The following is a 12,798-nucleotide window of genomic DNA, read 5'->3' as shown; positions in this document are numbered from 1 at the left end:
CTCTAACTATTCAACAGTAACAGACTTTGCCAAATTACGTGGCTGATCCACGTTTCTACCGAGCATTACGGCAATGTGATACGAAAGTAATTGCAGAGGAATAGTGGTTACCAATGGTGACAATGCTTCTGGAGTATGTGGCACTTCCATTACGTAGTCTGCCAGCTCTCTAACTGCGGTATCTCCTTTTGAAACTACTGCAATAATTTTTCCTTTTCTGGCTTTAATTTCTTGTATGTTACTCACCACTTTATCGTAATGGTCGCTCTTTATAGCAATGACAACCACGGGCATATGTTCGTCTATCAACGCGATGGGTCCGTGTTTCATTTCGGCGGCAGGGTAGCCTTCGGCGTGTATATATGAAATTTCTTTTAGTTTTAAGGCTCCCTCCAAAGCTACAGGGAAGTTGTAACCTCTCCCTAAATAAAGGAAATTACGAACGTTTTTAAAAACCGAGGCTATCTCTTTTATTTTGTCTTCAGTTTTTAAAGCTTCTTCCACGTGACTTGGGATAAGCTCCAATTCGCGTAAATAAAGCATAAAATCACGATGGCCAATAGTTCCTTTTGCCTTTGCCAAACGCAGTGCCATCATTGCCAAAACGGTAATTTGTGTAGTAAAAGCTTTGGTTGAAGCAACACCAATTTCAGGTCCAGCGTGCGTATATGTTCCGCTGTGGGTTTCTCTTGAAATTGTGGAACCAACAACGTTGCAGACGCCATAAACAAATGCTCCTTTTGATTTTGCAAGTTTTATTGCTGCAAGCGTATCTGCGGTTTCACCACTTTGTGAAATGGCGATTACCACATCGTTTTCTGAAATTATTGGATTTCTGTAACGAAATTCGGAAGCATATTCTACCTCCACAGGAATTCTAACTAAATCCTCAAAAATATATTCGGCAACCAATCCGGCGTGCCAAGAAGTTCCGCAGGCAACGATTATTATTCGGTCTGCGTTGATGAATTTTTCAATATAATCTTCAAGTCCACCAAGCTTCACGATTCCTTTTTCTGCAAGTAAGCGACCACGATAGGTATCTTTTATAACAGCAGGCTGCTCGTGAATTTCCTTAAGCATAAAATGCTCGTAACCACCTTTTTCTATTTGTTCAAGATTCAATTGAAGCTCTTGAATATAAGGAGCAACAAGTTTATCGTCTTTAATTTTTCGAACTTTCACATCACGGCCAAGGCGGATGATGGCCATTTCTTCATCTTCTAAATAAATGGCGTTATTGGTAAATTCAATAAAAGGAGAAGCGTCGCTAGCAACAAAAAATTCATCTTCGCCAATACCAATTGCCAGTGGGCTGCCAAGTTTTGCAACAACGATTTCATCTGGCTTTTTTCTGTCAAAAAGTGCAATTGCGTATGCGCCTACAACTTGATTTAAAGCAATTTGAACAGCTTTGCCAAGTTTTACTTTTTCATTTATTTGAATGTCCTCAATAAGGTTTACCAATACCTCAGTATCTGTTTCTGATTTGAAGGTATAGCCACGCTTTATCAATTCTTTTTTAAGAGAATCATAGTTCTCAATAATTCCGTTGTGGATGATTACTAAATCGCCGCTGTTGGAAAGATGTGGATGACTATTAACATCGTTTGGAACTCCGTGCGTTGCCCAACGTGTATGACCAATACCAAGACTTCCTTTACGTGAAATTTCTTTTTCAGCCTTTACTTCAAGATTAGCAACTTTGCCTTTTGTTTTGCAAAGTTGAATATCGGAACCGTCAAAAAGCGCAATTCCTGCACTATCGTATCCTCTGTATTCCAAACGTTTTAACCCGTTCATAATGATTGGGTATGCTTCTCTTTTGCCAATATAGCCTACAATTCCACACATAAAAAAGTTTTAGTTAGGTTCGGTATAATAGATTTGGAGTTTTAGTCTTTTTTCTACATTCGGGGTTGCATTACCATACAGAATGGTGCCTCTCGGTGAAATTACACTGCTGGTTGGGACCTGTTGTACATTTGGTTCCATTGGATTTAGCAGTTTTGAGGTAGTCCGAGTCAGTACATTTTGTGATACTACAATGCCTAAAGGTACATTAGTGCTATCTTTATTGATTAAATTACTAACGTGAGCTGTAATTTTTAATTTATAATATTCGCCATTTTCATCACTTCCCCTCTGTAACTTTCCATAGTGATTTGTTAATGCGTTTGCCGCATCAAGTCCACCAGTTATGTCTGTGTTGTAATCTGCTAAAACATTACTGTTTTTTAGGTCATATATAATAATTCGCTCAGGCTCAGTATCACCGCCTACCATTAAGTCTTGGTTCACATAAAAAATAAGGTTTGCCTCATTTATGAGCCATTTTTTATCACGAAGTGTTTCGAGATCATCCGCAACGCCATTGTTATCACTATCTTTTCCGAAAAGCTCCACTATTGACATGATGCCATCGCCGCCACGCAGATATAGATTTTCGTTTCCTGTTTGAATATTTGGATTACTTACCGCTGTTTGTATTTGCTGAGGCAATGGTTGGTTTTCAAAAGTATTTACTTTAATGCCGCTAAAATTTAATTTGAAAATTCCGTTATCACGTATTGATGAGTCATTTTCATCATTAAAACTATAGAAAATAGAGACGTATGCTTTGGTGGCATCAAAAATAAAAAGGCTTCCATCATCTGTGGGAGAATCTACTTTAAAATAAATACCTCTCAAGAAGTTTTTAAAGTTATTATTGTTTCTAAGTTCTGGACTTCCTTCCTTATCAATTATATTTTCTTGAAAGTATTCTATGGGAAGTTTTACTCGAAGGCCGGGTGGAATTTTTTCTTCAGTATCAGTGCCCTCATTTATAATATACCCGTTTTGAGTAGGGAGAAAATCTTCTACAGAAGCCAATTCAGGCCCTAGGTATTCCTCAAATGTAGAACCTTGATTTGTATAGTAGTTTTGAAATTCTTCAAAACCTGAATTAGGGTCATATTCCCTTAAAAAATAATTAGAAGGAAAAATAGATAAATTTATGCGGGTACTGCCATATATAGAATCCAACTCATACGTTGTTGTACTATCTACTGTAGTTGCAGTACTAAAGTAGGGAAGGTAAACAAAAACACTATCTACTACTGCGCTGTCGCCAAATTTGGGATCGTTAGATTCCAACGCAAGCTGTGACAACAAATTTACTTTAGACTTTCCATATACTGGGTCATTATATATTCCAAGCTGGTATGCGGGCAATCTATTGCTCTGCAAAGGTCCCATTTTTCTGCTATATGCCACAACGGTTTGCGATTCGTCCAAAATACCATTTGGAGTTTCGGTTCCTAAAATTTCAGAGCCAATCGTGGTAATATCTTCTTGGCAAGAAGATATTACGATTAAAAGAAGAAATATAGCACCGGCTAAGGGCAACAAATTTTTAATTTTCATTTGTATTTATTAATTTTTTTATAGGGATGATGTAATTTACCATTCGTGATTTTTAACCCTTATAAGCGTTAATTTTATAACGAATACGAAGTGTTTTTATATCAAAACTTTTGAGCGGTAAAAGTCTAAATATGCTTGGGAAAAATTATCCATATTATGATATTTTAACACTGGTTTGTCAATAGTGTTAAGATAATCCTCAAGTTCTTTTGGTATTTCCTCAGAACCTACAATTATTGCATCAGAGTTTTTGATGGCAATTTTCATAAGGTTCACATAGCTAGGGTCTTCCAGCTCTACTATAGCATCTTCCTCTATGGCGTCAAACCGAACTTTATCAATGGTGTTTTTAGCTAACGTTCCTTCGAAGCCTTGATTGTATACAGACGTAACAATTTTACTGTTTTCGAAAAGTGGCTCGTTACCGTAGTAATTTCTTAAATAAAGTGGTAGAAATGAAGCCAACCAGCCGTGCACGTGAATAATATCTGGCGCCCAGTTCAATTTTTTTACAGTTTCTATTACACCTTTTGCAAAGAAAATAGCACGCTCGTCATTATCTTTGTAAAAATTCCCTTCTTCATCTGCATAAGTCGCTTTTCTTTTAAAATAATCTTCATTATCAATAAAATAAACCTGGATACGCTCTTTTGGGATAGAAGCTACTTTTATTATCAATGGCATATCAAGATCATTGATTACCAAGTTCATTCCAGAAAGGCGGATTACTTCATGCAATTGATGCCTTCTCTCATTGATATTGCCGTAGCGGGGCATAAAAATGCGGATTTGGCCGTCATTGTTGTTAATCATTCGTGGAGCTTCAAACGACATTGAAGAAATCTCGGTCTCGGGAAGGTAGGGTATAACTTCGGAAGACACATACAAGACTCTTTTATCTTTCATCTATTGAGTTTTAGGTATTATTCGGAATTTGCCACGAAGTATCGAGGCGTTTAAAAACACGCAAAATTACGAAAATTTATGTAGATTGTCTTTAATATATTAATTTTGCCCGCTCTTAACCCAATTTTATGGTAATATATACCCAGAAAGAAACATTGATACAGGCCTTGTCTTCCGCCAAGAAAAATGACAGAATAGGTTTTGTACCAACAATGGGTGCATTGCATAAAGGACATATTTCTTTGGTAAAGAAAGCATTAAGTGAAAATGATGTGGTAGTGGTTAGTATTTTTGTAAACCCAACTCAGTTCAATAATAGTGCAGATCTTCAAACTTATCCACGTACTCCGGAAGATGACATTTCTCTTCTAAAAAATTTAAATGGCGAAGTGATTGTGTATCTGCCTGAGGTTTCAGACTTGTATGAAGATGCAGTTTCAGCGAAAATCTACAATTTTGGAGGTCTTGAAAATGAAATGGAGGGCAAACACCGAAAAGGACATTTTGACGGAGTTGGAACAATTGTGAGTAAACTTTTAAAAATAGTGAAGCCAGACAGCGCCTATTTTGGTGAAAAGGATTTTCAGCAATTACAGATTGTTAAAAAGTTGGTTTCCATAGAAAAACTTCCCGTGAAAATCGTGGGATGCCCCATTCTTCGGGAAGAAAATGGACTTGCAATGAGTTCGCGAAACAAGCGACTAAGTGAAATAAAGTTTGTAGAATCTGAACTTATTTATAAAACTTTGAAAGAAGTTCAGGAAAAATTTAGTTCCACTTCCATCGCAGATTTAAATGTCTTGGTTGCGGAACGGTTTTTGCAAAACCCGCATTTGAAATTGGAATATTTTGAAATTGCCAATGAAGAAACCCTCAAAACGGCAAAGCGAAAAAATAAAGGTTCAAAATACAGAGCTTTTATCGCAGTCTTTGCAGGCGAAGTTCGGCTAATAGATAATATGCCTTTAAATTAATATCTTTGCACCATGCAAATACACGTAGTAAAATCTAAAATCCATAGGGTAAAAGTTACCGGCGCCGATCTAAATTACATTGGCAGCATCACTATTGATGAAGATTTAATGGACGCCGCCAACATTATTCAAGGCGAAAAAGTTCAAATAGTAAACAATAATAACGGCGAACGTCTTGAAACTTACGCTATTCCTGGTCCTCGTAAAAGTGGAGAAATCACTTTAAACGGTGCTGCAGCAAGACGCGTAGCTCCGGGCGATGTTCTTATACTTATTACATACGCTATTATGGAATTAGAAGAGGCTAAAAACTTTAAACCTGCCTTAGTTTTCCCAGACGAGGAGACAAATCTACTCCGTTAAATTGAGCCGCTCCCTTTCAAAATTTTTACAAATTGCTATTCCGCTAGGTTTGGGAGTTTTCCTTATTTGGTATATCTATCAAGCTTTCACTCCACAACAGCTTTCGGAAACGAAAAAGTATTTCGGAGATGCCAATTATGGTTTTGTAATCCTTTCTGTTGTGTTTAGTGTTTTAAGCCATATTTCTCGCTCTTATCGTTGGAATTTTATGCTAGAACCGTTAGGCTACAAAACCAAATTGGCCAATAATTTTATGGCAATTTCAGTAGCCTATTTAATGAACGTTTTCATTCCAAAAAGCGGTGAAGTTTCTCGGGGAATTATTTTGGATAAATATGAAGATGTTCCCTTTCAAAAAGGATTTGGAACTATTATTTCTGAAAGAGTTGTTGACCTTATTTTCCTTCTATTTTTCACGGCTTTAGCATTAATAATAAAATTTGACGTATTATATGATTACGTTGTTGAAAGCATTCCCTCTTCACTTTTGTACGTTATTATCTACGGAATTGTTTTAATTACCATAAGTATTCCGCTTTATATAAAATTTTCAAAATCGACCATAAATAAAAAAATTAAAGACTTCATAATTGGTTTAAAAGAAGGTGTTTTCAGTATTTTAAAAATGCAGAAAAAAGGGGCTTTTCTTTTTCACACCTTTATTATTTGGGGTCTTTATTTACTTTCTTTTTATACTGCACTGCATGCGTTGCCTGAAACGGCAAATATTCCTTTTGGAACTATTATTATCACTTTTGTAGTAGGCAGCTTCACCTTTGCATTTACCAATAGCGGTTTTGGAACCTATCCGGCCGCAGTAGCTGGAATTTTAACGGTTTTCGGAATTGCAAAAACTGTTGGGGTTGCTTTTGGATGGATTGTTTGGATTTCAAACATATGCTCCATTGTCTTTTTCGGTGTGCTTTCATTGGTGATTCTTCCACTTTACAATCGCAAACGGCTTAAATTGTAGTTCCTCTTATATTATTTTACTTTCAGAAAATCCACGAATTCAAAATTTGTTATCTTTCCGAAGATTAAAAAACCTAACCAATGAAAAAATTTCTGCTTTTCGCTTTATGCGTTTTAATTAATTACGCCTCCTTTTCCCAGATTATTTATGAAGAATTCAACTCGGCTAAGCTCGGAGAATCTCGAAGGTTGAAAATCCAACTTCCAAGAAATTACGAAACAAATTCAGAAAAAAAATATCCCATCGTTTTGGTGCTGGATGCCGATTATCTTTTTGAGCCCGTTGCCGGAAACGTAGATTATTTCAGCTATTGGGAAGATATGCCAGAATCAATTGTAGTAGGAATTATGCAGGGCGAGAGCCGTTATGATGACTGTTCATACGATGAGGAAACTTTTATGCCGGGTGAAAAAGGCGCACAGTTCTTTGAATTTATTGGTTTAGAGTTGATTCCATATATTGACAAAAAATATCGCACCGCGAAATTCATCATTGGAGTTGGTCACGATTTTACAGCAAATTTTCTGAATTATTACTTATTTAAAGACCCACCATTATTGAACGGGTACATTAACTTGAGTCCAGATATGGCACCTATGATGGATGGAAGGCTAGTAGAGCGAATCCCAAATATTCAAGGAAAAATATTTTATTATATGGCGACAGGAACTGACGACATTAAAGGCTTAATGGAATCTGCCGAAGATTTGAATGTGCAATTAAGTGGATTAAAAAGTAAATCTTTCAACTATTATTATGATAATTTTGATGGTGCAACACATTATTCGTTGGGCGGTCGTGGCATTCCAAATGCTTTGGAAAAAATATTTTCTGTTTACAGACCCATCAGCAAAAGGGAGTATAGTGAAGTACTTTTAAAAATGGATACGCCAATAAGCCAATATCTTCTCGATAAATATAAAGTGATTGAAGATCTTTTTGGCATTACCAATCCAATTCGAGTAAACGATTTTATAGCAACTGCAACTGCTGCTGAAAAGAAAAATCAGTGGGAATCTTTACGTGAAATTGCAACACTTGCTAAAAAGCAATACCCAAACACAGTGCTTGGAGATTATTATATGGGTCGTTATTATGAAGAAACCGGTGAGCCAAAAAAAGCTATGAAGACCTTTCAAGGAGCTTATGATAAGGAAGAAGTTGATTTTATAACTGTAGATAAATTACTGGATCGAGCAGATAAAATTAAGAGCGATTTTGGATATTAAATCTAAAGTTCTTTAATAACATTTCTATGGAAATACGCCCAGTTTGTAAGTGCATTGGTAGTGTTTTCAATCTCTAGTTTCGTAATAATATTACTGCGGTGTTTTTCAACGGTACGAATTGAAATAAAAAGCGTTTCTGCTATTTCATTGCTGCTCATTTGCTGTGCAACTAATTTTAAAATAGTTTTCTCGGAAGATGTTAAATGTTTAATTCTTTTTAAATCTTCAGAAACACTTTCAAGGGAAGCCGCCTCAAAGGCGCTACTGAAACATTCTTCGTTCTTTAAAACACGTTGAATGCAATTTTCAATATCAGAAAAGGAATCTTCCTTAAGTAAATAGCCATTTATTTGAAGTGCTTTAGCTTGAGATATATAATCATTTTCTTTGTGAAAGGAAAGTAAAATAAATTTAGTAGCTATCTGCTTTTCTTTTGCCATTTTCACTACTTCAAAACCAGTAAGTAGCGGCATATCTATATCTAAAAGAGCGACGTCTGGTTTAAGGGTTAAAAGAAGTTCCAAAGCCTGCATTCCATTTACTGCCTGGCCCACAACGTTATATTCATTGGTCATCAGCTCCTCATTTAATCCTCTGAGGATCATGGGGTGATCATCTGCAATAACAATGGAAATGTCTTTTTTTTCAATCATTTAAATTGGAATAATAAGCGTTACGGTTGTGCCTTTGTTAATTTGACTCTTAATATCAATTTTTGAGTGCAATATTTTTGCGCGTTCTAACAATGTTTTCATTCCTAGACTGTCGCTGGTTTTAAATTTTTCAGATTGTTCAAAACCTTTGCCTTTGTCAATTATAACGACTTCAATGGTGCTTTTCTTTTTTTCGATAGTCACGGAGGCAACTTTTGCTTCAGCGTGTTTTACCATATTGTTTAACACTTCTTGAATAATCCTATACAAATGTAGTGATGCTTCTTTGCTTAACAAAGAATCTATGTCGTCAATTTCGTGTGTGAAAAAGATAATTGTATTTGCATCTACCTCGTCAATCATATTTCTGATTGCGACCGTTGGCCCTAAACGCTCCAATGTTGCAGGATGAAGACCTCTAGATATAGTTCGCAATTCTTCTAAAGTGTTACTTGCCAAAAATTCCATTTCAGGATTACCTGTGGCTTTTGTTTTCTTGGTCAAGAGCATCAATTTTTGCCCTACGCTGTCGTGAAGTTCACGGGCCAAACGTGTACGTTCTTCTTCTTGCGCTTTAATAAGGTTATGGGTATAGGTTTCATTCCGCTTACGCTCCACTTTGTTTTTATAATAATAAAAAAGAAAAATACCCAGAGCCGTTATGGACAATATAGAGATCCAAAATGCCGAGGTTCTCCAAAAGGGAACCTTTATGGTAAATAAATATTGGAAAGGAGTGGATTGCCAAATCCCATCACCATTGGTTGCAGTAAATTCAAAAGTATATTTTCCCGGGGGCAAATATGAAAAAACAACATTTGAATCTTTTGTTGGTAGCGACCATTCATTGCCGTTGCGAAGTCCAATTAGTCTGTATTTATATTTAACTTCTTCTGGGTTGGTAAAGGATATTGATTCCATATTAAAAGTCAAGTAATTTTTTTGATATGGAAGTACTAACTCATTTTTGATTCTATATAAACTATCTTCCAATGGTTCGGAAAACAAAAATATTTCTGAAAGCGCGAGTTTTGGAGGTTGTGTATTTGGGATAAAATCTTTTTCATTAAATGCAAGCATACCGCTTAATGAGCCTGCCAAGATTGTTTTGTCTTTAGTAATTGTAAGCGAATTAAAGTTAATGTCATTTTGCAGAAAATGTGCAATCGTATTATATTGTGAGGCTACTATACTATCCTTTTTCAATAAAAGATCTAAATCAACTTTTAATAAAATATCTCGGCCTGCCAGCCATAAATTGTTGCTATCAACCATTAAGGCGCGAAAATGTTTTAAGGATGCAAAGCGTGTCAAATCAATAGTTTGTATTTTAAAATTATTATCTACAAAACTTATATGATATAATTTTTTTACATTTCCAGCGATAACTTCGTTTTTATTAATGGTGGCGATACTTCTAAAATCATAATGATCTAAGGGGCTCAAGCCAGGAATGGTATCTACTTTTTCGTCTTTTAATTGAAATAATCCCGCTATTTTACAAAGTATATATCTATCACCAATTGGCTTTATGTCAATAGATCTTTTAGTTTTTATGAAATAGGTAGAATCTTTTTCCAATACCTTTATTCTGTTTGTTTCAAATAGAAATGTCTTCTCGCTCTCTTTATACAAAAGGTTATAATCACCTTTATCTATAAGCTTTTGGGTAGTGTTTTTGGAAAGTTCCCATACTTCCTCTTCAGATGCATAAAACAGATTATTTTCTGGCGTTACCAAAAGGTTATTTATGGGTTTGTTAGGGGTAATTTGACTTATCTGTTTTTTATTGTCAATCGCAACTGCGCCACTTTCCGTGGCAACAATCCAATCCTCGTTCCACTCCACAATGCTATTTACAGATTTTGACGGTAACCCTTGTGTGTCATCATAAAGCTTAAACGAAGTATCTCTAAAACGAATAATTCCTTCACCATATGAAGTCATCCAATGATTGCCTTCGGTGTCTTTAATTATCCTGTAAATATATTTACTGGGAAGTCCTTGTGCTTCATTGATTACTTTTAAATCACCTGTTTGCTTATTGAAAATGCCGAAACCATTGCCTTCAAAACTCAAATAGAACTCATCTTCGTTTTCTTCATAAATTCCATAAATACGGTTTTTGTCAAAATCCTCTGGTTTGAATTTAAACTTCGTGAGTATTCCATTTGATATTTTATAAAGTTCCCCATATGCACCCACCCAAACATCTTTTTTAGCATCTATGAAAACCGAATAGCAAATATTGTTTATGCCATCTTTTTCATTGAAAATGTTTTCAATTTTTAATGGATTTAGAGTTATTTTAAAAATGCCTTTCTGTGAAGATGCTAAGTATAATGTATTTCTGTCATACCAATCAGCGTGTTGTAGACCAGAAATCTGGTTTTTCTCTGTTCCTTTTATTAAATACTCTAGCTTTCCATTTTTATAGGTTACTACACCTTTTACAAAAATTATATAAATAGTGCCGTTGCTGCCCTCCAAAATATTGGTGGCGCTTCCCAAATATGCAAAATCAACACCTTTTGGATTCGTTATTTTTCCATTTTCAATAATACTTATGCCCCTGTCTAGAGTCCCAACCCAAATACGTCCTTTGGAATCTTCAAAAATGCTGAAACAAATATTAGAGACTAACCCGTCTTCTGTAGTATAATTTTTAAAGGTTTTTCCGTTAAAACAACTTATTCCTCCTGTAGTACTAACCCATATTCTATTTTTGGTATCCTGAAGAATAGCATAGGTTTCGTTGTTAACTAAACCTTCTTCAACCTTATATTTTTTAAATTGGTATTGCTGTGCGGTAACAACCAACGAGCAAATACACAAAAAAATTAGTGTGAGGAATAAGCGTTTCATTTTAGCGAAGGTTTGTAGCGTAAATATATTTAATTTAGCTGACTATTATGGCCAAAACAAAAACCACATTTTTCTGCCAAAACTGCGGCGCACAATATGCCAAATGGCAGGGGCAATGCAATTCCTGTAAAGAATGGAATACCATTGCTGAAGAAATAATCCAAAAAGCCGAAAGGGTAAGTTGGAAATCTCCAGAGAGCCCTTCAAAAAGAGTTGCTAAGCCGCAACGTATCTCAGAAATTTCAACGCAAGCAGAAGCTCGGCTAAATACAAAAAATAACGAATTAAACCGCGTGCTTGGAGGCGGTTTAGTCCCGGGATCTTTGACGCTTTTGGGTGGTGAGCCTGGAATAGGGAAAAGTACGTTGATGCTTCAGATTGCACTCCAACTTCCCTACAAAACGTTGTATGTCTCAGGTGAAGAAAGTGCGCAGCAAATAAAAATGAGGGCCGAACGTATTCAGCCAATTTCAGAAAACTGTTTCATTTTAACCGAAACAAAAACACAAAATATTTTCAGAAACATTGAAGAAATTGAACCAGATATTGTCGTAATTGATTCCATCCAAACACTGCATACTGATGCTATTGAAAGCACTGCTGGAAGTATTTCACAAATTCGCGAAACTACTGCAGAACTTATAAAATTTGCAAAGGAAACCGCAACTCCAGTAATTCTTATTGGTCATATTACTAAAGATGGAAACATCGCAGGGCCAAAAATTTTGGAACATATGGTAGATACTGTTCTTCAATTTGAAGGCGATCGAAACCATATTTACAGAATTCTACGCGCTAATAAAAACCGTTTTGGAAGCACCAATGAATTGGGTATTTATGAAATGCAGGGTAGCGGCTTGCGCGAAGTTTCAAACCCATCGGAAATACTGATTTCCAAAAATGATGAAGATTTAAGTGGTACCGCTATTTCTGCAACTTTGGAAGGCATGCGGCCATTGATGATTGAAATTCAAGCTTTGGTGAGCAGTGCTGTATATGGCACGCCACAGCGAAGTGCTACGGGTTATAACGCAAAACGATTGAATATGATTCTTGCCGTTTTGGAAAAACGCGCTGGCTTCAAGCTTGGAGCAAAAGACGTTTTTTTAAATGTTACTGGTGGAATAACCGTAGACGATCCCGCGATTGATTTGGCCGTAGTTGCCGCAGTACTTTCATCAAATATTGATATCGCCATTGACAAACGCCTCTGCTTTGCTGCTGAGGTTGGTCTTGCTGGTGAAGTTAGACCCGTGACTCGCGTTGAACAAAGAATTTTGGAAGCCGAAAAACTTGGCTTTACTTCCATAGTTATTTCAAAATATTGCAAAATTCCAAAGAATAATTTTCACATAAATATTATCAAAGTGGCGAAAGTTCACGATGTTGTACATCATCTTTTTGGTTAATTTTGGTACAATTTCTGT

Annotated in this window: 10 protein-coding genes; 5 read left to right on the top strand and 5 right to left on the bottom strand. The window is 35.9% G+C overall.

The features are described 5' to 3' along the window. Positions 1–6: 6 nt before the first annotated feature. The 3 genes from glmS to AEQU1_RS01070 form a co-directional block, all read right to left on the bottom strand. A complete protein-coding gene (glmS, locus tag AEQU1_RS01080) occupies positions 7–1,854 on the bottom strand; it encodes a glutamine--fructose-6-phosphate transaminase (isomerizing) (RefSeq protein ID WP_111878098.1) in 1,848 nt (615 codons plus the stop codon). 9 nt (positions 1,855–1,863) lie between these two features. Next, positions 1,864–3,408 (bottom strand): DUF4270 domain-containing protein, encoded by a 1,545-nt coding sequence (locus tag AEQU1_RS01075; RefSeq protein WP_111878097.1) that lies wholly within the window; start codon positions 3,406–3,408, stop codon positions 1,864–1,866. 96 nt (positions 3,409–3,504) lie between these two features. Continuing rightward, positions 3,505–4,314, bottom strand: coding sequence for a glycogen/starch synthase (locus tag AEQU1_RS01070; protein ID WP_111878095.1), 810 nt, complete (start codon positions 4,312–4,314; stop codon positions 3,505–3,507). A 128-nt stretch (positions 4,315–4,442) separates the two neighbouring features. On the opposite strand from AEQU1_RS01070, the gene panC reads away from it, so the two are divergent. From panC to AEQU1_RS01050, 4 genes are all read left to right on the top strand, one after another. Then, positions 4,443–5,288 (top strand): pantoate--beta-alanine ligase, encoded by an 846-nt coding sequence (panC, locus tag AEQU1_RS01065; protein WP_111878093.1) that lies wholly within the window; start codon positions 4,443–4,445, stop codon positions 5,286–5,288. 12 nt (positions 5,289–5,300) lie between these two features. Beyond that, on the top strand, positions 5,301–5,651 hold the full coding sequence (panD, locus tag AEQU1_RS01060; protein WP_111878092.1) for an aspartate 1-decarboxylase: 351 nt from the start codon (positions 5,301–5,303) through the stop codon (positions 5,649–5,651). Between the two features lies 1 nt (position 5,652). Then, positions 5,653–6,624 carry a lysylphosphatidylglycerol synthase transmembrane domain-containing protein gene (locus AEQU1_RS01055; protein ID WP_111878090.1) on the top strand — a complete coding sequence of 324 codons (972 nt, stop codon included), beginning with the start codon at positions 5,653–5,655 and terminating at the stop codon, positions 6,622–6,624. Positions 6,625–6,704: 80 nt separating this feature from the next. Then, positions 6,705–7,853, top strand: a complete 1,149-nt coding sequence (locus tag AEQU1_RS01050) for an alpha/beta hydrolase (protein ID WP_111878089.1) — start codon at positions 6,705–6,707, stop codon at positions 7,851–7,853. Between the two features lie 2 nt (positions 7,854–7,855). On the opposite strand, the gene AEQU1_RS01045 is transcribed toward AEQU1_RS01050, so the two are convergent. Beyond that, on the bottom strand, positions 7,856–8,506 hold the full coding sequence (locus AEQU1_RS01045) for a response regulator transcription factor (protein WP_111878087.1): 651 nt from the start codon (positions 8,504–8,506) through the stop codon (positions 7,856–7,858). Further along, the gene (locus tag AEQU1_RS01040) at positions 8,507–11,371 is read right to left on the bottom strand and encodes a sensor histidine kinase (RefSeq protein ID WP_111878085.1); all 2,865 of its coding nucleotides are present in this window, start codon (positions 11,369–11,371) and stop codon (positions 8,507–8,509) included. 47 nt (positions 11,372–11,418) lie between these two features. Here AEQU1_RS01040 and radA point away from each other — a divergent pair, with 47 nt between their 5' ends. After that, entirely contained in the window at positions 11,419–12,780 is a 1,362-nt protein-coding gene (gene radA / locus AEQU1_RS01035; protein ID WP_111878084.1) for a DNA repair protein RadA, read from the top strand. The last annotated feature ends 18 nt before the right edge of the window (positions 12,781–12,798 follow it).

Origin of the sequence: Aequorivita sp. CIP111184 (assembly GCF_900489465.1) — a bacterium.
Classification (GTDB): Bacteria; Bacteroidota; Bacteroidia; order Flavobacteriales; family Flavobacteriaceae; genus Aequorivita.
Note: the sequence above shows the minus strand (reverse complement) of the source record. Positions and strands in the feature narration are given on the sequence as shown.